This is a genomic window from Bradyrhizobium sp. LA6.1, assembly GCF_040547805.1.
GTDB lineage: Bacteria > Pseudomonadota > Alphaproteobacteria > Rhizobiales > Xanthobacteraceae > Bradyrhizobium > Bradyrhizobium barranii.
This window is the reverse complement of sequence record NZ_JBEPQK010000003.1, coordinates 536,824-559,293: the sequence shown is the minus strand read 5'-3', so window position 1 is coordinate 559,293 and position 22,470 is coordinate 536,824. Positions and strand designations below refer to the sequence as shown.

Here is a 22,470-nt window from a genome sequence, read left to right as displayed (position 1 = left end):
CGAAAATGTCGGGGCGTCCGTTGCGGAACCGGCCAATCCTGTCGTGCTTGGTGTAAAACAACGCATGCGAGGGCGTTGATGATGTGGAGTCGGAGATGACGCAGCCTGCAAAGGTCACAGAACCCTCGATGGAGGAGATTCTGGCCTCGATCCGGCGCATCATTGCCGACGATGAGGCCAAGCCGCCGCCGGCCGAAGTTGCCAAGCCAGCGCCCGCTGCAGCTGCGCCGAAGCCGTCAGCAATGAACGACATTCCGCCATCCAAGGTCGCTCCCGCAAAACCTGCCGCCGAGAAGCCCGCGCCGCCGCCGGTTGCGAAGCCAGCTCCAGCGCCGCCGCCCGCACCTGCGGCCGATGCATCCAATAACCAGGACGATATTGATGCTCTGCTGGCGGGGCTGGACGCGGCTACGCCTGCGCCCGAGGTCCGTGCGCCTGAGCCAGAGCCCGAACCTGAACCCGACGTGCTCGAATTGACCGACGAGATGGCGGTGGATCCGGAGCCGACGCCGCCTCCGCCGCCGCCGAGCTTCCGCAAGGTCGAGCCGCGCGACGATCTGGAATTCGCCGAATCGCCGCTGCGCCTGACGCCGTCATCGTCCTATGCGGCGGTGGACTACGATGCGCCGCCGGTACCGCCCCAACAGCCGATCCTGGCCCAATCGACGGTCTCGGCGGTCGAATCCGCCTTCAATTCCCTGGCCCACACGGTGCTCAGCAGCAATGCGCGGACGCTAGAAGATCTGGTCAAGGAGATGCTGCGTCCGATGCTGAAATCCTGGCTCGACGACAACCTGCCGGGCCTCGTTGAACGCATCGTGAAGGCCGAAATCGAGCGGGTCTCGCGCGGCGGCAGGTGAGGGCGGCTCCCGAGCCCTCATAAAGCCCCGCTGATGCGCCTGTTTGGCCTGCCGACCGGCCGGAAAGCCGTTTTGCCGCCGGGCTTTCCGTTGCCCCTCTCCCGGACCTTTTCGTTGACTTGCCCCCCGCGCGCGGCTTTCTAGCAGCCCATGATCGAGAAAAATTACCAGCCCGCCGATATCGAAGCCCGCATGTCCGTCGTGTGGGAGGACAGCCTTGCCTTCAGGGCCGGCCGCCCCGACCGCCGCGACGCAGTGCCCTTCACCATCGTGATCCCGCCGCCGAACGTGACGGGTTCGCTGCACATGGGCCACGCCCTCAACAACACCCTCCAGGACATCCTGTGCCGGTTCGAGCGGATGCGCGGCCGCGACGTGCTGTGGCAGCCCGGCACCGACCATGCCGGCATCGCCACCCAGATGGTGGTCGAGCGGCAGCTGATGGAGCGCCAGCAGCCCAGCCGCCGCGAGATGGGCCGCGAGAAGTTTCTGGAGCGGGTCTGGCAGTGGAAGGCCGAGAGCGGCGACACCATCATCAACCAGCTCAAGCGCCTCGGCGCCTCCTGCGACTGGTCGCGCGAACGCTTCACCATGGACGAGGGCCTGTCGAAGGCCGTCATCAAGGTGTTCGTCGAGCTGCATCGCGACGGCCTGATCTACAAGGACAAGCGGCTGGTGAACTGGGACACCAAGCTGCTGACCGCGATCTCCGACCTCGAAGTGCAGCAGACCGAGGTCAAGGGCAGCCTGTGGTATCTGCGCTATCCGATCGAGGGCAAGACGTTCAGCCCCGAGGATCCCTCGAGCTTCATCGTCGTCGCCACCACGCGGCCCGAGACCATGCTCGGCGATACCGGCGTGGCCGTGCATCCCGACGACGAGCGCTATCAGAAGCTGGTCGGCAAGAACGTGATCCTGCCGCTGGTCGGTCGCAAGATTAAGATCGTCGCCGACGAATATTCCGATCCGGACAAGGGCTCGGGCGCGGTGAAGGTGACGCCGGCGCACGACTTCAACGATTTCGAGGTCGGCAATCGCCACGGCCTGGGCCGGATCAGCGTCATCGACAAGGAAGGTTGCCTCGACCTCGTCGACAATGAGGATTACCTGCGCCACCTGCCGGAAGGCGCTTCGCAGTTCGCCGAGGAGTTTCACAAGGTCGACCGCTTCGCGGCGCGCAAGCGCATCGTCGAGCGACTGGAATCCTTCGGCTTCGTCGAGCGGATCGAACCGCACACCCACATGGTGCCGCACGGCGACCGCTCGAACAGCGTGATCGAGCCCTATCTGACCGACCAGTGGTACGTCGACGCCAAGACGCTGGCAAAGCCCGCGATCGCGGCGGTGCGTTCGGGCGAAACGACGTTCGTGCCGAAGAACTGGGAAAAGACCTATTTCGAGTGGATGGAGAACATCCAGCCCTGGTGCATCTCGCGCCAGCTGTGGTGGGGTCATCAGATCCCGGCCTGGTACGGCCCTGACGGCAAGGTGTTCGTCGCCGAGACCGAGGAGGAGGCCGTCAGCCACGCGCTCGGCTATTACGTCGAGCAGGAGGTCATCACGGCCGAGCAGGGCCGCGAGATGGCGCTCGACCGCAACAAGCGCGAAGGCTTCATCACACGTGACGAGGACGTGCTCGACACCTGGTTCTCCTCGGCACTGTGGCCGTTCTCGACGCTCGGCTGGCCCGAGGACGCGCCGGAAGTGCAGCGCTATTACCCGACCAACGCGCTGGTGACCGGCTTCGACATCATCTTCTTCTGGGTCGCCCGGATGATGATGATGGGCCTGCACTTCATGAAGGAAGTGCCGTTCTCGACGATCTACATCCACGCCCTCGTCCGCGATGAGAAGGGCGCCAAGATGTCGAAGTCGAAGGGCAACGTCATCGACCCCCTCAACCTGATCGACGAATACGGCGCCGACGCGTTGCGCTTCACGCTGGCCGCCATGGCGGCGCAGGGACGCGACATCAAGCTCGCCACCAGCCGCGTCGAGGGTTACCGGAATTTCGCGACGAAGCTCTGGAATGCGTCGCGTTTCGCGGAGATGAACCACTGCGCCGTGCCCGAAGGTTTCGAGCCGGCGAAGGCCAAGGAGACGCTGAACCGCTGGATCGCGCACGAGAGCGCCCACACCACGCGCGAGGTGACCGAGGCAATCGAAGCCTATCGCTTCAACGATGCGGCCGGTGCGATCTACCGCTTCGTCTGGAACGTCTATTGCGACTGGTATGTCGAGCTCGCAAAGCCCGTGCTGCTCGGTCCGGACAGCCCCGCGAAGGACGAAACCCGCGCCATGGTCGCCTGGGCGCGCGACGAGATCCTGAAGCTGCTGCACCCCTTCATGCCCTTCATCACCGAAGAGCTGTGGGAGGTGACGGCCAAGCGCGACGGGCTGCTGGCGCTGGCGCAGTGGCCGCTGAAGCCGTCCGAGCCGACGCCGGAGCAACTCGCGATGCTCGCCGCGGCTGCCGGGCCGACCGATCCGCTGATCTCGCCGGTCCTGATCATGCCGATCTTCGACCATGCCGACTTCACCGATCCCAAGGCGGAAGCCGAGATCGGCTGGGTGATCGATCTGGTCACGCAGATCCGCTCAGTGCGCGCCGAGATGAACATCCCGCCGGCGACGCTGACGGCGCTGGTGCTTGCGGGCGCCTCGACCGAGACCAAGGAACGCGCGCCGCGCTGGACCGACGTCATCAAGCGCATGGCACGGCTATCCGACATCTCCTTCGCCGACCGCGCACCTGATGGTGCGGTCCAGCTCCTCGTGCGCGGCGAGGTGGCCGCGTTGCCGCTGAAGGGCGTGATCGACGTCGCCGCCGAGCGCACGCGCCTCGACAAGGAGATCGGCAAGGCCGACGCCGACATCAAGCGCGCCGAGTCCAAGCTGGCGAACGAGAAGTTCGTCGCCAATGCGGCCGAAGAGGTCGTCGAGGAGGAGCGCGAAAAGCGCGAGGCGGCGCTGGCGCGGAAGGCCAAGCTGCTGGAGGCGCAGGAGCGGCTGAAGCAGGCGTCGTAGAGCGTTTTCGAGCGAAGTGGAAACCGGTTCGCGTCAAGAAAACGCGTCAAAACCAGAATCTAGAGCCCGTTCCATCGGAACGGGTTCTAGGCCTACTTCGGAAACGGCTTGCTCAAAAACTTCGAGCCCTTGACTCCATAGCGCCAGGGCAGCTCGACGGCCTTGGTGATGCCGATCCGGATGCCGGCCACCACCTCGACCTCCTCTGTCCGCGCATGCAGCGCGATCGGCGGCCGGTCCAACGGCAGGGCGTTGTGCGCGATGGTGATGCCCAGCGCCTCGGTCAGCTTGCCGGGACCCGAGCACAGCGCGTGCACCTCCTGGAGATGGCGGCGGCGGCGCATCGCGGCGATGCCATGCGTCGGCTCCAGTGCGCGGATCAGCACGGCGCTGGCGGAGCCTTCCTCCTCGCAGACGAAGTTCACGCACCAGTGAATGCCGTAGGAGCGGTAGACATAGGCAAAACCGGGCGGGCCAAACATGATTTGGTTCCGCGGCGTCGGGCCATTGTAGGAGTGCGCCGCCGGCTCGGTATGATGATAGGCCTCGACCTCGACGATGAGGCCGCCGACGCCATTGACCAGCATGGTGACCCCGATCAAATCGGGCGCGACCTCGTGGACGCTGCGGCCGAAAAACGCACGCTTCAGGGCTTTGCCGAGCCGCGGTGGTGAGGCTTTCGAGGTTGGAGCCATTCGAGGTGAGAATCGCCTGAGAACAGAGCAGGATATTGCCCATATCTGCCATGTTCCCTGAAGCGGCGCGAGCCGGGTTGCGGCAGGCAGCCAGACCGACTAGGTAGGACCTGAACAGACCGGACAGCCCATGGTCGTTATTGTCGACACCATCTCGAACCCGTTGCGCCCCCGCCACCCTGAAAAGGTGAATCGCCCGGACTCCGCTTCGCCGCCGAAGCCGGACTGGATTCGCGTGCGCGCCCCCAATACCCGCGGCTATGCCGACACCCGCAACATCGTGCGCGCCAACGGCCTGCACACGGTGTGCGAGGAGGCGGGCTGCCCGAACATCGGCGAGTGCTGGGACAAGAAGCACGCGACCTTCATGATCATGGGGGACACCTGCACCCGGGCCTGCGCGTTCTGTAACGTCAAGACCGGCATGCCCAATGCGCTGGATGCGGCCGAGCCGCAGAACGTCGCCGAAGCCGTCGCCAAGCTGGGGCTGGCCCACGTCGTCATCACCTCCGTCGACCGCGACGATCTGGCCGATGGCGGCGCCGAGCATTTTGCAGAGACCATCCGTGCGATCCGGGCCGCGTGCCCCTCGACCACGATCGAGATCCTGACGCCGGACTTCCTGCGCAAGGAGGGCGCGCTGGAGGTCGTCGTCGCGGCGAGGCCCGACGTGTTCAACCACAATCTCGAGACCGTGCCGTCGCGTTACCTCACGGTGCGGCCCGGCGCGCGTTACTTCCACTCGATCCGGCTGTTGCAGCGGGTCAAGGAGCTCGATCCCACCATCTTCACCAAGTCCGGCATCATGGTCGGCCTCGGCGAGGAGCGCCACGAGGTGCAGCAGGTGATGGACGATCTGCGCTCCGCCGACGTCGACTTCCTGACCATCGGGCAATATCTCCAGCCGACCCGGAAGCACCACGCCGTGATGCGCTATGTGCCGCCCGACGAGTTTTCGTCCTACGAGAAGGTCGCCTACACCAAGGGTTTCCTGATGGTGTCGGCGAGCCCGCTCACCCGTTCGTCGCATCATGCCGGCGAGGACTTTGCGAGACTGAAGGCCGCACGGGCCGCGACTGCCCGCTGAACCGCCATGCCCAAATTTTCAAGCAAGCGCCGTGTCCATCACAGCGCGTCCGAGATGTTTGATCTGGTCGCCGACGTCGAGCGCTACCCGGAGTTCGTGCCGCTGTGCAGCGCGCTCAAGATCCGCCAGCGGATGGCCAAACCCGACGGCACCGAGGTGCTGGTCGCCGACATGACGGTGTCGTTCAAGCTGGTCAAGGAGTCCTTCACCAGCCGCGTGACTCTCGACCGCGCCAATCTGAATATCCGGGTCGAATATCTGCAAGGCCCGTTCAGCAACCTCGAGAACCGCTGGACGTTCGAGCCCAAGGGTGAGGGCGTCTGCGACGTCGGATTCTTCCTGGCCTACGAGTTCAAGAGCCGGATGCTGGCGATGCTGATGGGCTCGATGTTCGATGCCGCGTTCGCGCGCTTCTCCATCGCATTCGAGAAGCGGGCGGATGCGATCTACGGCCGGCCGAAGCTGGCGTCGTCGTAAGGCCTACTCTCTCCGCCGTCATTGCGAGGAGCCCTTGCGACGAACCAATCCAGGGTCTTTCCGCGGAGGGATTCTGGATTGCTTCGCTGCGCTCGCAATGACAGTGAGGCTCAATCCACCGCCTTCACTACATCCGGCGGCTGCGAGGCGTAGTACGCCGCGGCCGCCTCGATCTCCTGCGGCGTCATCGCGCGGGCGATGTTGCGCATCTGCTGGCTGATGTCATTGCGCCGCTCGCCGGACGCGAAGGCCTGGAGCTGCGCCTTCATGTAAGCTTCGGACTGGCCTTCGAGCCACGGACTTCCGGTCTTGTTGTCGAGGCTGCCATGGCAGGAGCCGCAGGGCGCGATCCCGCGCATCGGCGCGCCGTAGATGACGATGCTCGGTTTCGGCAGCTGCGGCGTCGGGTGATAGGCTGCCGGCCGCGGCAGATAGGCGTAATAGTTCGAGAGATCGGCGATCTCCTGGTCCGTCAGATTGACGGCAAATGGCGACATCACGGCATTGGTGCGCGCGCCGGATCGGAAATCGTGCAGCTCCTTGTAGATGACGGCCGCGTACTGGCCGGCGAGATTGGGCGAATCCGCGCGGCTGATGCCGGTCGGGCCGTGGCAGATCGCGCAGCGCTGCGCCAGCGTCGCGCCGCGGCCGATCGCTTCCTGGCTCGGACGCGACAGCGTATGCGAGGTCAGCACGACCTCCGACAGGCGTTTTGTCTGTTCGGGCGCAGTAACGTTCGCCGCACGCTGCGGCACGCCAGCGGCGCTGCAGATCGCATCCCAGACATTGGCGAACTGAACCCAGGGCTGTGCGAAGGGCAGCACGATGAAGCCGGTGATCGCCGTCACGATCAGGATCGCGGCGGTGATGCCGACGCCAATCCTGAAATGGCTGTTGCGGAAGGTGAAGAGGTCGCGCGCGCTCATCACTGCGCTCCCACATAGACGGCCGGCACCGACGTGCCCTCGGTCAGCGCCAGCGTCACGATCGGGTAGCCGTAATTGGTGAGGGTGAGGACGATCATCAGCGCCACCCACAGCGCATGCGTGTTGAGCGCGACCGGCACGGTCGCGGGCTGATGCACGGCCAGCGCAAAGCGGTACGGGCCGGCGTCAGCCTGAGGCGCACGCATGCCACGTGCGAGGATGACGATGAACATGATGCCCGACGCCAGCAGGATGAAGCCGCCGATCGCCGAGAAGGTGACGGAGAGCGCCTGAGGCGCGATCGCGGGATTGCCGAAGTCGAAATAGGCCATGCGGCGCGGCATGCCCAGGATGCCGACCCAGTGCCACGGGAAGGTCGTGATGATCATACCGATGAACCACAGCCAGAGCTGGGTGCGGATCAGGCGTATATCGATGAGTTCGCGCCCGGTCAGATGCGGCCACAGATCATAGGCGATCGCAAAATACATGATCACGATGGCGCCGCCGAAGATCAGGTGGAAATGGCCGGTGATCCACTGCGTGTTGTGGATCGACGCATCGAGCTGATAGCTCATGTTGATCAGGCCGCCGGCGCCACCAAAGCCGAGCATGACGAACGAGAACGCCAGCGCCAGCATCATCGGATTGTCCCAGGGCAGCGCCCTGATCCAGCCGAACATACCGCGGCCGCCGCGCAGGCGGGCGGCGATCTCGACGGACGCGCAGATCGTGAACACGGTCAGCAGCGTCGGCAACGCGACCAGTGCCGTGAAGGCCGAATGGATGAACTTGAAGCCGGCGCCGACTTGCGGATCGGCGAAGGTGTGGTGCATGCCGATCGGCATCGCCACCACCAGGAACAGAATGAAGGAGATCCGCGCCATGCTGTCGGAATAGACCCGGCCACCGATCGCGCGCGGCACGATGGTGTAATAGGCGATGTAGGTCGGCATCAGCCAGAAATAGACGATGGCGTGCAGCGTCCAGGAGAAGAACACGCGGGCAAGACCCGCGTCGATCGTGGCCTTCAGCCCGGCCGCGACGGGAATGATCTGGAGCAGCAGCTCGAGCGCGGCACCAACCGCGGTCCAGGCCCAGAGATAGGAGCCCGCAACATTGGCGAACATCGCCAGCGGCACCGGCGCGCCCGGATGGGCCTTGCGCCAGACGCGCAGATTGATCGCCATCAGCGCGACCCAAATCCAGGAGCCGACCACGACCAGCACGACGCCGAGGTAGTAGAAGACGTTGCCGATCAGCGGCGGATAGAACGTGTAGAGCACCGACGCGCGCCCCAGCGCGACCGGGATCAGCGCCATGATGCTGCCGGCGACGATCAGCCAGAACCCGGTCCAGGCCCAGCGCACGCCGACCAGGCGCTGCTCCAGCGCGGACTCGCTGATGGCATAGCCAAAGCCCATCGCGACGAGCGTGGGAAAGACGTAGCCCATCACCGTGCCGTGCGCGGTCAGCGAGCGGTAATAGAGCTCGGGATTGGACAGCCAGGTGCCGATCGGGCTGCGGATGAACATCTGCCAGGCGCCGAGCGTGAGCGCAAAGCCGAACACGCCGAAGGCCAGCCAGAAATGGGCGAGGATGAGTTTCCTATTCGCCAACACAGCTCAGCCTCCCGCCACCCTTCGCGCGATCGGCGAATTCGGTCTTGTTGATCACCTTGACCTTGCCCCACATGCCCTCATGGCCGAAGGAGCAGAACTCCTGGCAGGGCATCAGATAGTCGCCAGTCTTCGTAAAGCGCATCAATTGCTCGGAGATGTAGCCCGGCACCAACATGGTGTTGATGTTGGTGCCCTGGATCAGGATGCCGTGGACGACGTCGGCGCTGGTGGCGCGCATCGTGATCGGCGTGTCCACGGGCACCACGATGCAGGCCGGCGTGAAGGAATATTGCTGGCCGATTGCACGCACCGTCACATTGCCATTGGCCTCCAGCACGCTGCCGAGATTGCTCTCGACGAATTCGCCGGAGAGATGAATGCGCGAGGGATCGGTGGTCTCGACGCGCGGCTGCGGCATGGTGGCGCGATGGATGCCGGCGAAGGCTGCCAGAAGCGCCATGCCGACGACGATGATCACGGCAATGGTCGCCCAGCGCCGCTCGACGCGGGCCGCGACCTCGGCGCTGCCATGGGTGTGGGTGTCCCCTGCGCTCATTGCAGCGATCCGCGCGGCAGGAAGACGAAGAGATAGAAGGCAAACCACATCGCGACCACGCAGGCCGTGGCGATGCCGGCCAGCACGATCGCGCCGGACGGTCCTTGCGAGACGACTTCCTCGACGGCCTGGTCGGCGGCGGCTGGGCTGGTCGGCGGATCGGAATTGAACATGACGCCTCTCAGTTCAGCGGTGCGGAGCGCAGCTCGTTGGCCTCGCGCGCCGAGACCGGCGTGCCGCGATTGCCCCAGGCGGTGCGGATGTAGGAGACGACGGCGGCGACCTCGTTGTCGGAGAGGAGGCCTGCGAAGGGCGGCATGCCGTAGGGCATCGGATTGCCCTTGGTGCCCGGCGGATAGCCGCCATTGAGCACCATGCGGATCGGATTGACCGCCGACTGCATCTCGATCGACTGGTTGTTGGCGAGCGGCGGCCAATGCGGCGGCTTGCCTTCGCCCTGCGCCCCATGACAGCTCGCGCAATTCTTGTCGTAGACAGTCTTGCCGAGGCTGATCAGCAGGCTGCTCTCGGTGGTCGGCAGGGCCGAGCTCGGCGCGGGCGGAGGCGAGGGCTCCGCGATGCCCTTGAGGTACACCGCCATGGCGCGCGTGTCCTCGTCGTTGAGATATTGCAGGCTGTTGTGCACGACCTCGGCCATCGGGCCGTAGACCACGCCGCGCATGGAGACGCCGGTCTGGAGCAGATCGGTGATGTCCTTGATGCTCCAGTCGCCGAGACCCGCCTCACGGTTGGAGGTGAGGGACGGCGCGTACCAGTTCTGCATCGGGATCAGGCCGCCCTTGAAGGCGTCCGATTGCGAGGTGCCGCCGAGCGCGTTGATCGGCGAATGGCACATGCCGCAATGACCAAGCCCCTCGACCAGATAGGCGCCGCGATTCCATTCCGCCGACTTGGTGGGGTCGGGCTTGAACTCACCCTCGCGGAAGAACAGCGTGCGCCAGCCGAGGATGAGCTGGCGGTTGTCATAGGGAAACCGCAGCTCGTGCGGCTTGTTCTTCTGGTTCACCGGCTGAATCGAGCGCAGATAGGCGAAGATCGCGTCGCTGTCGGCACGCGTGACCTTGGTATAGGACGCGAACGGCATCGCCGGATAGATCAGCCCACCATCCGGGAAACGGCCGTTGTGCATGGTTCTGTAGAAATCGTCCGCGCTCCACTTGCCGATGCCGGTCTCCGGATCGGGCGTGATGTTGGACGTGTAGATCGTTCCGAACGGGGTCGGCATCGGGCGCCCGCCGGCAAACAGCCGGCCCTCGGCCGCAGTATGGCAGGCCGTGCAATCGCCGGCGCGGGCGAGATATTCACCCCGCGCGATGACGTCGCCGGCCTTGTCCTGCGCTTGCGCGGCCGTGATGAGCGCGGCAAGGGCCAGGAGCTTGATCGATAGCTGCGTGATCGACAGTCTTGAGCCCATCATGCGCCTCGTCAGTTGGGCTGGCTGCCGCAGCCGAACGGCAGCGCGTAGGTGCCTTTCGGGACGGGGGCCGGGTTGGTGGGCGCGGGTCGCGTCGCGAGCCAGGCCGCAACGGCGGTAACATCTGCTTCCGTCAGATGGCCGGCGACGAGCTGCATGCAGTCCGGCGATTTTGCCGTCCGCGTGCCGTAGCGCCAGGCCCCGAGCTGCGCACTGACGTAAGCGGCGCGCAAGCCCAGCAGACCGGGGATGCCGGGCTGCATGCCCGTGAGGCCCGGGCCGTGACAGCTCACGCACGCCGGTATGTTACGACCGGCATCGCCGCTGGTCGCGAGCAGCTCGCCCTGCGCCAGCACTTCCTTGCTGACTTCGCTCGGCGCGGGCTGCGGCAGCGGCGGATGCTCGCTGGCGAAATATTCGGCCATCGCCTCCAGATACGGATCAGGCAGAAACTCCAGCAGATAGTTCATCGGCGGGTATTTGCGCCGGCCGCTGCGGAAGGCGAGGAGCTGGTTGTAGAGATAGCCGGCCGGCTTGCCGGCAAGCCGCGGGAAATAGACGTCGCTGGTGCCTTCGCCCTTGTTGCCGTGACAGGGCGTGCACGCCTCCACCCGCGCCGCCATGGTATCCGGCGGCTGGTTGGCCGTTTGTGCTGCAGTACCATCAATAGCGGCCAAGGTAGCAATAGCGATTGCCAGTGCAGTGTCGCGAGCGAACACGCCGTCGCCCTCCAGAAAGCAGGACCGGGTTGATTCCTGGCCACAGCGTAGAGCCGCATTATTGCGCCAATACAGTCGCGCGCAAGATCGGACATGGCGATGACGCTTGGTCGCGGTTGCACATTTGCGATCCTGATCGAATTCGACAAGAATTGCGTGCTTTTTGAAAACTGGCGTAACGCCGCGATCTCGCGGCGTATTCCGCCCGAGCTTTGCTTCACAAGCGGGAAGCGCGGCAATGTGGAATCCGTTCGCGCGCGCGCGGATGTTCTGCCGCTTGGGCCGGGCAGACAATCTTTCATCACAGTGCATCTTCCCGTCGGGCGACAAGTGCAGTTTGTGCCAAAACGCAGCGCGCTGACGCAACACCCCTTGCCGGAAACGGCGCGCCACGAGGTCTGCCCTTCGCGAAGGGTTCGACTACAATCCGAGTCGGGCGCGGGCGCTTTATCGCGGGATCGGGGAGATGGGACGCTGGAAGCAGGCATGGAGCGAAGAAGACCTTGGCAGGCTGAAGGTACTGGCAGGCACCAAGCCGATTGCGCTGATAGCGAAAGAGCTCGGCCGGACCCGCGGCACGGTGCTGGCGAAGGCGATTGAGCAGAAGCTCCCTGTCATTTGTCGGACGAAGCGCCAGGAACAATAATTGGATGTCGCGGAACCCATTCGGCTTCCTTGCGCCGAACGCACATGCCGGGAACGCGCGCTTGGCCGCGCTCAATTGACAGCATGGGACAGGCCGGCAGCTGGCTGACCAGATCCTGAAGGAGTTGCGTGAAGATCCTCGCGTCGACGAGCGCGCCGCGCCATCGGTCAATGTGTCGAAGGTGGTCGCCGCCGATCCGGCAGCGCCCGTCGTGGAATTGACGGTGAGCGCGAAGGTGGCGCCGTCCGACGCCGATGCGGTCAAGCAGCGCGTGCTCGACCACGCGAGCGCGCTGCTGGCGGCGGCATGACGTGTCTCTAGCCGCGCGGTGACCGCGGCGTCCTGCGCTTCACCGCATGCCGGCGCGGCGAGCGGGTCACGCGAGGCCGCAGGCGCGTTGCCGCGGCCGCGCGCCGGGGCTTGGGCTGGGCCTTCGGGCCGCGGGCGAGATCCGTCAGCATGCGCAATGCCTCGACCACCGAGCGCTGGCGCACGGCGGTCCGGCCGATCGCGCCAAAGCGATGCTCGCGATGGACGATGCGGCCGTCGCGCGCGGCAACCGCAAAATGCACGAGACCGACCGGCTTGCCGGGCGTGGCGCCGCCGGGGCCGGCGATACCGGTGATAGCAACGGCGAGATCGACGCCGGCCCGCTCCAGCGCGCCGACCGCCATGGCGGTTGCGGTCTCCTTGCTGACGGCGCCGAAATTCGCGAGCGTGCTCGCCTCGACCCCTAGCATCGCGCGCTTGGCGTCATTGGAATAAGTGACGAAGCCGCGGTCGATCACGTCGGAGGAGCCGGGAATGTCGGTCAGCGCGCCGGCAACCAGACCGCCGGTGCAGGACTCGGCGGTGGCAATCGTCAGCTTGCGCATCCGGCACAGATCGAGCAGCGAGCGGGAGAGGGCGCGTGCGTCGCTGCCGCCCATGACCTAGACGCTCCAGGGCAGGCGGATGGTGGCGCTCGCGGTGGCCGCGATGCCTTCCTCGCGGCCGGTGAAGCCGAGCCGCTCGCTGGTGGTCGCCTTCACCGCGACGCGGGAGATATCGACCCCGGAGATCTCGGCGATGCGGGCGCGCATGGTGTCGCGCAAGGGGCCGATCTTCGGCCGCTCGCAGATCATCGTCACCTCGAGGTTGGCGACGCGGCCGCCACGCTGCGCAACGCGCTCGATGGCGTATTTCAGGAACTGGTCGGAGGAAGCCCCCTTCCATTTCGCATCGCTTGGCGGAAAGTGCGAGCCGATATCGCCGTCGGCGAGCGCGCCGAGGATGGCGTCGACCAGCGCATGCAGGCCGACATCGCCATCGGAATGGGCGAGGAAGCCTTTGGTGTGCGGCACCCGCACGCCACAGATCATCACGTGGTCGCCTTCGCCGAAGGCGTGCACGTCATAGCCGGTGCCGGTCCTGATGTCGCCGAGCAGGCTGGCCAGGCGCGCTTCCTCGCGCACGAAATCCTCGGGAGTGGTGAGCTTCATATTGGCAACATCGCCTTCAAAGGTTGCGACCGTCAATCCCGCCCATTCGGCAATCGCGGCATCGTCGGTGAAATCGCTGCGCCCGTCCTTCGCCGCGCGACGATGCGCCTCGAGGATGACGTCGAAACGAAAGGATTGCGGCGTCTGCGCGATTCGCAAGGCTGCGCGGTCCGGCGTGTCCTCGACATTGCCGCTCTCGCCGGTGACCTTGATGGTGTCGGTGACGGCAACGACCGGGAGCGCAGCGCCGGTGCGGCTCGCCGCCTCGATTGCGCGCGAGATCACGCCTGCCGAGACGAAGGGGCGCGCGGCGTCGTGGATGAGCACGATATCGGGCTTATGCTTGGCGAGTGCTTCGAGCCCTGCGAGCACTGAGGCCTGCCGCGTCGCGCCGCCATTGGTCGGCGGCTCATGGCTCAGTCCCGCGACCGCTGCCGTGAACATGGCGCTGTCGTCGGGGTTCACCACCGGCTGCACGGCGAACACGTCGGGGTGACGGCTGAAGGCCTCCATGGCGCGATAGATCACGGGAACGCCGCCGATCTCGCGATATTGCTTGGGACCACCGGCGCCGGCCCGCAGGCCGCGTCCGGCCGCGACGAGGACGACTGCGGTGCGCTGTGATTTCGCCATAGGACTCAAATACTCAGTTGGTGATGAAGAGAGTCGGGGAGTGGGGTGATTGCCGCATGCCTCTAGCACGGCAGGCCCGCAAAAAAAGGGGTTTCCCCGGATTGTGGGAAACAGCATTTTGCTGCACTGCACTTGAAAGATTTGCAGAACTGTCTAAACTGTAGGCATGACGCTTGACTGCACAAGAATTGTGCGCAAGATAGGTCATGGCAGGCGCGATGAGGCCCTGCCTACGCAACGAGACCCCTGTGACCGGCTCGGCAGTATCAGGCTCTAAGCCGTTGAAAATTGGCGATATCGAGGTCGCCACCCCGGTCTTCCTGGCGCCGATGTCGGGGGTCACCGACTCGCCCGTTCGCCGGCTTGCCGCCGAGCTCGGGGCCGGTCTGGTCGTGTCCGAAATGACCGCCAGCGATGAGCTCGCGAACGGCCACAAGATGTCCCGGTTGCGCTGCGAAGCGACCGGGATCGGGCCTCATGTGGTCCAGCTCGCCGGCTGCGAGGCGCATTGGATGGCCGAGGGGGCCCGGATCGCCGAAGCCGGAGGCGCCGACATCATCGACATCAACATGGGCTGTCCGGCCCGGCATGTCACCGGCGGCCAGTCCGGCTCCGCCCTGATGCGCGATCTCGACCATGCCGTCAGCCTGATCGATGCGACGATCGCGGCGGTGAAGGTGCCGGTGACCCTGAAGATGCGACTCGGCTGGGACGATCACACCCGCAACGCGCCGGAATTGGCGCGGCGTGCGGAAGCCGCCGGCATCGAGCTCGTCACCGTGCACGGCCGCACCCGCTGCCAGTTTTACAAGGGCGAGGCCGATTGGGATGCGATCCGCGCTGTGCGCGAAGCGATCTCCATTCCGCTCGTCGTCAACGGCGACATCACCACTTACGAGAAAGCGCTCGCGGCGTTGGAGGCCTCTGGCGCCGATGCCGTGATGATAGGCCGCGGCGCGCAGGGGCAGCCCTGGTTGCCCGGCGAGATCGGCCGCCGCCTGAAGGGCGGGGCGGCTGAAGCCGCGCCGTCGCTCGAGACGCAGCTGCATTATGTCCGCACGCTCTATGAGGGCGTCTGCGCGCTCTACGGCCTGCGCATCGGCCTCCGGCACGCGCGAAAACATCTCGGCTGGGCGCTCGACGTCGCGGCCGATGTGAGCCGTGCACCGGCCGAGAAGCTGAAAGCCTGGCGCCACAAGATCCTCACCTCCGAGGATCCGCGCCTCGTCCACCAGTCGCTGCAAGATGCCTTCGACGATTTCGCATGGAGCGCTGCTGCATGAGCTCAGTTGCTGACCATCGCCGGCCGCTTCCGTCCGAGAGCGACGCGATCCTGGATGCGCTGCCCAATCCCGTGCTCATGATCGGGCCGGACGGCAAGATCGTCGCCGCCAACATCGCGACCGAAGCCTTCTTCGACATCTCGACGCAGTTCCTGAAACGGCAGTCGCTGAAAGAACTGGTGCCGTTCGGCAGCCCCTTGCTGGCGCTGATCGACCAGGTTCGTTCGTCCAACTCGCCGGTCAACGAATACAAGGTCGATCTGGGCACGCCGCGCATGGGCGGCGACCGCCAGGTGGATCTGCATGTCGCCCCGCTGACGGAGCGGCCCGGCCATATCGTGGTAATGCTCCAGGAGCGCTCCATCGCTGACAAGATGGACCGCCAGCTCACCCATCGCAGCGCCGCGCGCTCGGTGATCGCGCTGGCCGCCATGCTCGCGCATGAGATCAAGAATCCGCTCTCCGGCATCCGCGGCGCGGCGCAGCTGCTGGAGCAGCAGGCCTCGTCCGAGGACCGCATGCTGACGCGGCTGATCTGCGACGAGGCCGACCGCATCGTGACGCTGGTCGACCGCATGGAGGTGTTCGGCGACGAGCGCCCCGTGGTGCGCGGTCCCGTGAACATCCATTCCGTACTCGATCACGTGAAGCGACTGGCGCAGTCGGGCTTTGCCCGCAACATCCGTTTCATCGAGGATTATGATCCGTCGCTGCCGCCGGTCCTGGCGAACCAGGACCAGCTCGTCCAGGTGTTCCTCAACCTCGTGAAGAATGCCGCCGAAGCGCTGATCGACGTCCCCGACGCCGAGATCCAGCTCACCACCGCGTTCCGTCCCGGCGTGCGCCTGTCAGTCCCCGGTCAAAAATCCCGTGTATCGCTGCCGCTCGAGTTCTGCGTGAAGGACAACGGACCAGGCGTGCCGGACGATCTTCTGCCCAACCTGTTCGATCCCTTCGTGACCACCAAGCAGACCGGCTCGGGTCTTGGCCTGGCGCTGGTCGCAAAGATCATCGGAGATCACGGGGGCATCATCGAATGCGAGTCTCAGCCGCGCAAGACCACCTTCCGCGTGCTGATGCCGATGTATTCCACATCGGTCAAACATGCCGATCAAAGCAGCCGCGACGGCTCTGCCGGGAAGTCGTCGTCTGCGTCACAGGGGGCGAAATGAGGATTAACGATGCCCGCAGGTAGCATTCTCGTTGCTGATGACGACACCGCCATCCGCACGGTTCTCAATCAGGCGCTATCCCGCGCCGGCTATGAAGTCCGGCTCACCGGCAATGCCGCAACGCTGTGGCGCTGGGTCAGCCAGGGGGAGGGCGATCTCGTCATCACCGACGTGGTGATGCCCGACGAGAACGCCTTCGACCTGCTGCCGCGGATCAAGAAGATGCGGCCGAATCTGCCCGTCATCGTCATGAGCGCGCAGAACACGTTCATGACCGCGATCCGCGCCTCGGAGCGCGGGGCGTACGAATATCTGCCAAAGCCCTTCGACCTGAAGGAGCTGATCGCCATCGTCGGCCGTGCGCTGGCCGAGCCGAAGGAACGGGTCTCGACGCCGGACGAGGACGCCGAGATGGAGGCGATCCCGCTGGTCGGCCGCTCGCCGGCGATGCAGGAAATCTACCGCGTGCTGGCGCGCCTGATGCAGACCGACCTCACCGTGATGATCACGGGCGAGTCCGGCACCGGCAAGGAGCTGGTGGCGCGCGCGCTGCACGATTACGGCAAGCGCCGCAACGGCCCGTTCGTCGCGGTCAACATGGCGGCGATCCCGCGTGACCTCATCGAGTCCGAACTGTTCGGCCACGAGCGCGGCGCCTTCACCGGCGCCAACACCCGCGCCTCGGGCCGGTTCGAGCAGGCCGAGGGCGGCACGCTGTTCCTCGACGAGATCGGCGACATGCCGATGGAGGCGCAGACCCGCCTGCTGCGCGTGCTCCAGCAGGGCGAATACACCACCGTCGGCGGCCGCACCCCGATCAAGACCGACGTGCGGATCGTCGCGGCGTCCAACAAGGACCTGCGCGTCCTGATCCAGCAGGGCCTATTCCGCGAAGATCTGTTCTTCCGCCTCAACGTCGTGCCGCTGCGGCTGCCCCCCTTGCGCGAGCGCATCGAAGACCTGCCGGACCTCGTGCGGCACTTCTTCACGCTGGCCGAGAAGGACGGCCTGCCGCCGAAGAAGCTCGATGCGCTGGCGCTGGAGCGGATGAAGCAGCACCGCTGGCCCGGCAACGTGCGCGAGCTCGAGAATCTCGCCCGGCGCCTCGCCGCGCTCTACCCGCAGGACGTGATCACGGGCTCCGTCATCGACGGCGAGTTGGCGCCGCCCACGGTCAGCCCCGGTGCCGCGGTCCAGCAGGGCGTCGACAATCTCGGCGGCGCGGTCGAGGCCTATCTCTCCTCGCACTTCCAGGGCTTCCCGAACGGCGTGCCGCCGCCGGGCCTCTATCACCGCATCCTCAAGGAGATCGAGGTGCCACTGCTCACGGCCGCGCTCGCCGCCACCCGCGGCAACCAGATCCGCGCCGCCGATTTGCTCGGTCTCAACCGCAACACGCTGCGGAAGAAGATCCGGGACCTCGATATCCAGGTGTACCGGAGCGGGGGTTAGTCTTCCCGAACGGACGGTGGCTCAGCTCCCCCTACCAAAGCGGAGCTGAGCCTGTCCGGATCGCGCTGGCCGTTGTGGCTAACGCGGTGAGCAAAAGTCCGAATCAGGCCGAAACGTTCCGCTGGAACGTATGAATTGTTATTCAACCGCCGAGCGCAGCGTCGCGCTCATCTGATCAGCCGCGCCGAGACCGGCTGGGCGCTGGCGACGTTCGCCAGCGGCTGCTGCACCCCGAGACCATTGACCAGGAGGTCGGCGGCTACGATCAGCAGCAGCACGGCCGACACCATCATCGCGAGAAAGAACCTGTCCATGGCGGTCAAGCCGCAGGGGCGGGAATCCGTTCCCGCAAGCGAGGTTTGCCAGAACAGCGGCCTGTGGATGCGCCGGTCCGTCGCGGCGAGGGCGCCGCGGAATTGTCGCAATTCGGCAACAATGTGGTACGAATACATCAGTATCCGCCCGCCGCGGACCCCGTTTTCAGCACCATTGCCGGAATGACCAGCGCAGATACCTCGGCCGCACACTTCGACACGGCCCCAGCGGAAGAGCCCCGGCGTTGGTCGGTGCGACGCTGGCTGGCACCCCTTGCCGTGGCGATGGCGTTGCTGTCGGCCCTCCTGACCTTCCTGGTCCTGACCGGTCTCACGAGGATCGAGCCGACGCCGGAGGTGGTCCGCTCCTTCTATCTGATCAATGCGGCCACGATCCTGCTGCTGGTTGGCATCATCGTCCGCGAGCTCTGGCAGTTGATCCTGGCGCGGCGGCGGGGCCGGGCGGCGGCGCGCCTCCATGTCCAGATCGTCAGCCTGTTCTCGATCGTGGCGGTGCTGCCGGCGGTGCTGGTCGCCGTCGTCGCCAACGTCACCATCGAGCGCGGCCTCGACCGGCTGTTCTCCGGCCCGACCAAGGAGGTGATCCAGAATTCGCTGACGATCGCGCGCGCCTACATGCAGGACCACGCACAGCTGATCCGCGGCGACATTCTCGGCATGGCCAATGACATCGCCCACGCCCGGCCGCTCTACGACCAGGACCGCCGCTCGTTCCGCGAGCTGCTGACCGCCAGCGCCGGCTCCCGCAACCTGCCGGGCGCGATGATCATCGACAAGAACACCAATATCCTCGAATCGGCCGACACCGGCATGCGGCTCGCCTATTCGCCGCCGGCGCCGGACTTCCTCAGCAACGTCAACGAATCCGAGCCCGAGATCGCCGTGCTGCCGGATGCGAGCTTCGTCGCCGCGGTGATCCGCCTGCGCGCCTTCAGCGACACCTTCCTTTATGTCGCGCGGCCGCTCGATCCGAACGTCGTCAACCAGCTCAAGCAGACCGAAGTCAGCGTCGCCGAATACGCCCAGATCGAGTCGCGCCGGCTCGGCATCCAGGTCGCCTTCGCGCTGATGTTCGCGGTGATCGCGCTGACCATCCTGATGGCCTCGGTGTTGATCGGCCTCAACTTCGCCAACTCGCTGGTGGCCCCGATCCGGCGGCTGATGAACGCCGCCCACACGGTCTCGACCGGCGACCTCCATGTGAAGGTGCCCGTGCACCAGTCGGAAGGCGACCTCGCCCAGCTGGGTGAGACCTTCAACAAGATGACGCAGGAATTGCGCAGCCAGCGTGACGAGCTCGTCAACGCCAGCGATCTCATCGACAGCCGCCGCCGCTTCATCGAGGCCGTGCTGTCCTCGGCGAGTGCCGGCATCATCGGCGTCGACAATTCGGGCAGCGTCGGCATCCTCAACCGCTCCGCCGAGAAGCTGATCGGGCACTCCGAAGCGGAGACGCTCGGCCATCCGCTCTCCGACGTGCTGCCCGAGCTAGAGGAGATGATGAAGACGGCGCGGGAAGGGACCCAGCGCCTGGTGCAGGGCCAGATCACGATCACGCGCGACGGCACCGAGCGCAACCTGTCGGTCCGCGTCAGCGCCGAGAAGACCAGCCAGCCGCACGACAGCTACATCATCACGCTCGACGACATCACCGAACTGGTCTCGGCGCAGCGCACCTCGGCCTGGGGCGACGTCGCGCGCCGCATCGCGCATGAGATCAAGAATCCGCTGACGCCGATCCAGCTCTCGGCCGAGCGCATCCGCCGCAAGTTCGGCAAGGACATCACCGAGACCAAGGACAAGCAGATCTTCGAGCAGTGCACCGATACCATCGTGCGCCAGGTCGACGATATCCGCCGCATGGTCGACGAGTTCTCGCGTTTCGCACGGATGCCGAAGCCGGTGATGGAGGGCGAGGACGTCGCCGACACCGTGCGGCAGGCGGTGTTCCTGATGAAGGTCGCCCATCCCGAGATCGATATCGAGGCCGAATTCAAGGAAGATCCGCTGCGCGCGCAGTTCGACCGGCGGCTGATCTCGCAGGCGGTCACCAACATCGTCAAGAACGCCACGGAGGCCGTCGAGCAGGTGCCGCCGGAGGAGCTCGGCAAGGATTACGGCAAGGGCCGCATCGACGTCGTAGTCTCGCGCGAGGGCGAGGACGTGCTGATCGACGTCATCGACAACGGCATCGGCCTGCCCAAGGTCGCGCGCTCGCGCCTCCTCGAGCCTTATGTGACGACGCGGGCCAAGGGCACCGGCCTTGGCCTGGCGATCGTCGGCCGCGTGCTCGAAGACCATGGCGGGCGTATCGAGCTGAAGGACGCTTCCGATTTCCGCGAGGGCCAGCGCGGCGCGTGGATGCGGATGCGTTTTGCGATCTCCGGTGCCCCCGCGAAGGGCGAGGGGACCGTGCAGGCATCGTCGGCCGCAAACGCGGTCACGGACATCGCCAAGCCGCCCGAAACAAAACAGCCGGCCGCCGAAACCAAAGAGGCGGCTGAAAAGACCAATGATTCAACGAAGATCGAAGCCTCAACAGGCATCTGACAAGACAGGCGCGAACCATGGCAAGTGAAATTCTGATTGTCGATGATGAGGCCGATATTCGCGATCTCGTTGCGGGCATTCTCGAAGACGAGGGCTTCGTGACCCGGACCGCCCGCGACAGCGATACGGCGCTCGCCGAGATCGCCAATCGCAGGCCGCATCTGGTGTTTCTCGACATCTGGCTCCAGGGCTCCAAGCTCGACGGCTTGCAGCTGCTGGAGCAGGTCAAGAAGGACAATGCCGATCTGCCGGTCGTGATGATCTCCGGCCACGGCAACATCGAGACCGCGGTCGCCGCGATCAAGCGCGGCGCCTACGACTTCATCGAGAAGCCGTTCAAGGCCGACCGGCTGATCCTGGTCGCGAACAGAGCGCTCGAGAACTCGCGGCTCAAGCGCGAGGTCAAGGAGCTGAAGCAGCTCGCGCCGAGCGCAAGCTCGCTCGTCGGCCGCTCGCCGAGCATGAACCAGCTGCGCCAGACCATCGATCGCGCGGCCAAGGCCAACAGCCGCATCCTGATCGTCGGCCCGGCCGGCGCCGGCAAGGAGCTGACCGCGCGCACGCTGCATACGGCCTCGGGCCGCGCCGATGGTCCGTTCGTCGTGATCAATGCCGCCGCGATCACGCCGGAGCGCATGGAGCACGAGATGTTCGGCGTCGAACAGTCCAATGGCGAGCAGCCGCGTAAGCCCGGCGCGCTCGAGGAAGCCCATGGCGGCACGCTGTTCATCGACGAGATCGCGGACATGCCGCGCGAGACCCAGAACAAGATTTTGCGCGTGCTAGTCGAGCAGTCGTTCCAGCGCGTCGGCGGCACCGGCAAGGTGCAGGTCGACGTCCGCATCATCTCCTCCACGGCGCGAAATCTCGAAGAGGAGATCGCTGCCGGTCATTTCCGCGAAGACCTCTATCATCGGCTCTCGGTGGTGCCGATCCGCGTGCCGGCGCTCTCGGAGCGGCGCGAGGACATTCCGGAATTGATCGACTATTTCATGGAGCAGATCTCGGCCGGCAGCGGCCTGCCCAAGCGGCAGATCGGGCAGGACGCGATGGCGGTGCTGCAATCGCATGTGTGGCCCGGCAACGTACGCCAGCTCCGCAACAACGTTGAGAGAGTCATGATTCTGGCCGCGGGCGGACCGGAGGTGATCATCACCGCCGACATGCTGCCGCAGGACGTCGGCTCGATGGTGCCGGCGATGCCGACCAGCAACAACGGCGAGCACATCATGGGGCTGCCGCTGCGCGAAGCGCGCGAAGTGTTCGAGCGCGACTATTTGATTGCACAGATTAGCCGTTTTTCAGGAAATATTTCTCGCACGGCTGAGTTTGTTGGCATGGAACGTTCGGCGCTGCACCGGAAGCTGAAGGCGCTCGGTGTCGGCTGACACCGCGACGTCGCGGCCGCACCTCAGGGATTAGCGAGGAAAATCATCGATTTCCGTAGTTTTTCGGGGCAATTGGGCGTGGCCTGCCGCGTGAAGCGGCTTGCCTAATAACCCGTCCTGTCCTCT

21 protein-coding genes are annotated in these 22,470 nt (G+C 65.5%); 11 read left to right on the top strand and 10 right to left on the bottom strand.

What is annotated here, in order from left to right:
- The first annotated feature begins 95 nt into the window (after window positions 1–95).
- Window positions 96–860: a PopZ family protein gene (locus ABIB99_RS09805; protein WP_354175607.1), complete on the top strand. Its 765-nt coding sequence runs from the start codon at window positions 96–98 to the stop codon at window positions 858–860.
- Window positions 861–1,010: 150 nt separating this feature from the next.
- A complete protein-coding gene (locus tag ABIB99_RS09800) occupies window positions 1,011–3,887 on the top strand; it encodes a valine--tRNA ligase (RefSeq protein WP_354175606.1) in 2,877 nt (958 codons plus the stop codon).
- 92 nt (window positions 3,888–3,979) lie between these two features.
- Here ABIB99_RS09800 and ABIB99_RS09795 read toward each other — a convergent pair whose 3' ends face one another.
- A complete protein-coding gene (locus ABIB99_RS09795; protein WP_354175605.1) occupies window positions 3,980–4,582 on the bottom strand; it encodes a DNA-3-methyladenine glycosylase in 603 nt (200 codons plus the stop codon).
- A 130-nt stretch (window positions 4,583–4,712) separates the two neighbouring features.
- On the opposite strand from ABIB99_RS09795, the gene lipA reads away from it, so the two are divergent.
- Together lipA and ABIB99_RS09785 are read left to right on the top strand one after the other, a co-directional pair.
- Window positions 4,713–5,669: a lipoyl synthase gene (lipA, locus tag ABIB99_RS09790; RefSeq protein ID WP_085399550.1), complete on the top strand. Its 957-nt coding sequence runs from the start codon at window positions 4,713–4,715 to the stop codon at window positions 5,667–5,669.
- Window positions 5,670–5,675: 6 nt separating this feature from the next.
- The gene (locus tag ABIB99_RS09785) at window positions 5,676–6,146 is read left to right on the top strand and encodes a type II toxin-antitoxin system RatA family toxin (protein WP_071914058.1); all 471 of its coding nucleotides are present in this window, start codon (window positions 5,676–5,678) and stop codon (window positions 6,144–6,146) included.
- 110 nt (window positions 6,147–6,256) lie between these two features.
- On the opposite strand, the gene ABIB99_RS09780 is transcribed toward ABIB99_RS09785, so the two are convergent.
- From ABIB99_RS09780 to ABIB99_RS09755, 6 genes are read right to left on the bottom strand one after another with little or no spacing between them, the layout of a single operon-like run.
- A complete protein-coding gene (locus tag ABIB99_RS09780) occupies window positions 6,257–7,072 on the bottom strand; it encodes a c-type cytochrome (RefSeq protein ID WP_063983325.1) in 816 nt (271 codons plus the stop codon).
- Window positions 7,072–8,694 (bottom strand): b(o/a)3-type cytochrome-c oxidase subunit 1, encoded by a 1,623-nt coding sequence (locus ABIB99_RS09775; protein WP_354175603.1) that lies wholly within the window; start codon window positions 8,692–8,694, stop codon window positions 7,072–7,074. Before ABIB99_RS09775 ends, ABIB99_RS09780 begins: the two co-directional genes overlap by 1 nt.
- Entirely contained in the window at window positions 8,681–9,250 is a 570-nt protein-coding gene (locus ABIB99_RS09770; protein WP_354113844.1) for a cupredoxin domain-containing protein, read from the bottom strand. The genes ABIB99_RS09775 and ABIB99_RS09770 overlap by 14 nt, the downstream gene beginning before the upstream one ends.
- A complete protein-coding gene (locus tag ABIB99_RS09765; protein WP_166341619.1) occupies window positions 9,247–9,423 on the bottom strand; it encodes a hypothetical protein in 177 nt (58 codons plus the stop codon). Before ABIB99_RS09765 ends, ABIB99_RS09770 begins: the two co-directional genes overlap by 4 nt.
- 8 nt (window positions 9,424–9,431) lie before the next feature.
- Window positions 9,432–10,688 carry a cytochrome c gene (locus ABIB99_RS09760; RefSeq protein ID WP_439034976.1) on the bottom strand — a complete coding sequence of 419 codons (1,257 nt, stop codon included), beginning with the start codon at window positions 10,686–10,688 and terminating at the stop codon, window positions 9,432–9,434.
- A gap of 8 nt (window positions 10,689–10,696) precedes the next feature.
- Window positions 10,697–11,404, bottom strand: a complete 708-nt coding sequence (locus ABIB99_RS09755) for a c-type cytochrome (RefSeq protein ID WP_063986378.1) — start codon at window positions 11,402–11,404, stop codon at window positions 10,697–10,699.
- A gap of 466 nt (window positions 11,405–11,870) precedes the next feature.
- Here ABIB99_RS09755 and ABIB99_RS09750 point away from each other — a divergent pair, with 466 nt between their 5' ends.
- Together ABIB99_RS09750 and ABIB99_RS09745 are read left to right on the top strand one after the other, a co-directional pair.
- Complete coding sequence (locus ABIB99_RS09750; RefSeq protein WP_071914051.1) at window positions 11,871–12,050, top strand: hypothetical protein; 180 nt, start codon at window positions 11,871–11,873, stop codon at window positions 12,048–12,050.
- 124 nt (window positions 12,051–12,174) lie between these two features.
- A complete protein-coding gene (locus tag ABIB99_RS09745; RefSeq protein ID WP_231141971.1) occupies window positions 12,175–12,360 on the top strand; it encodes a hypothetical protein in 186 nt (61 codons plus the stop codon).
- A gap of 7 nt (window positions 12,361–12,367) precedes the next feature.
- On the opposite strand, the gene ABIB99_RS09740 is transcribed toward ABIB99_RS09745, so the two are convergent.
- Both ABIB99_RS09740 and ABIB99_RS09735 read right to left on the bottom strand, forming a co-directional pair.
- Complete coding sequence (locus ABIB99_RS09740) at window positions 12,368–12,979, bottom strand: CinA family protein (RefSeq protein ID WP_354113842.1); 612 nt, start codon at window positions 12,977–12,979, stop codon at window positions 12,368–12,370.
- Window positions 12,980–12,982: 3 nt separating this feature from the next.
- The gene (locus ABIB99_RS09735; RefSeq protein ID WP_354175602.1) at window positions 12,983–14,164 is read right to left on the bottom strand and encodes a bifunctional 2-C-methyl-D-erythritol 4-phosphate cytidylyltransferase/2-C-methyl-D-erythritol 2,4-cyclodiphosphate synthase; all 1,182 of its coding nucleotides are present in this window, start codon (window positions 14,162–14,164) and stop codon (window positions 12,983–12,985) included.
- Between the two features lie 281 nt (window positions 14,165–14,445).
- Between ABIB99_RS09735 and dusB the strand changes: the two genes are divergently transcribed.
- Genes dusB through ntrC form a run of 3 tightly spaced genes read left to right on the top strand, consistent with a single transcriptional unit; the run spans window position 14,446 to window position 18,071 of the window.
- Window positions 14,446–15,447, top strand: coding sequence for a tRNA dihydrouridine synthase DusB (gene dusB / locus ABIB99_RS09730; protein ID WP_354175734.1), 1,002 nt, complete (start codon window positions 14,446–14,448; stop codon window positions 15,445–15,447).
- Complete coding sequence (locus ABIB99_RS09725; RefSeq protein ID WP_028147561.1) at window positions 15,444–16,619, top strand: two-component system sensor histidine kinase NtrB; 1,176 nt, start codon at window positions 15,444–15,446, stop codon at window positions 16,617–16,619. The genes dusB and ABIB99_RS09725 overlap by 4 nt, the downstream gene beginning before the upstream one ends.
- A gap of 9 nt (window positions 16,620–16,628) precedes the next feature.
- Window positions 16,629–18,071, top strand: a complete 1,443-nt coding sequence (ntrC, locus tag ABIB99_RS09720) for a nitrogen regulation protein NR(I) (protein ID WP_028147560.1) — start codon at window positions 16,629–16,631, stop codon at window positions 18,069–18,071.
- Window positions 18,072–18,238: 167 nt separating this feature from the next.
- On the opposite strand, the gene ABIB99_RS09715 is transcribed toward ntrC, so the two are convergent.
- Window positions 18,239–18,523, bottom strand: a complete 285-nt coding sequence (locus ABIB99_RS09715) for a hypothetical protein (RefSeq protein WP_063983321.1) — start codon at window positions 18,521–18,523, stop codon at window positions 18,239–18,241.
- Between the two features lie 45 nt (window positions 18,524–18,568).
- On the opposite strand from ABIB99_RS09715, the gene ABIB99_RS09710 reads away from it, so the two are divergent.
- Both ABIB99_RS09710 and ntrX read left to right on the top strand, forming a co-directional pair.
- On the top strand, window positions 18,569–20,956 hold the full coding sequence (locus ABIB99_RS09710; protein WP_063983320.1) for a sensor histidine kinase: 2,388 nt from the start codon (window positions 18,569–18,571) through the stop codon (window positions 20,954–20,956).
- A gap of 17 nt (window positions 20,957–20,973) precedes the next feature.
- Window positions 20,974–22,344 (top strand): nitrogen assimilation response regulator NtrX, encoded by a 1,371-nt coding sequence (ntrX, locus tag ABIB99_RS09705; protein WP_063983319.1) that lies wholly within the window; start codon window positions 20,974–20,976, stop codon window positions 22,342–22,344.
- The last annotated feature ends 126 nt before the right edge of the window (window positions 22,345–22,470 follow it).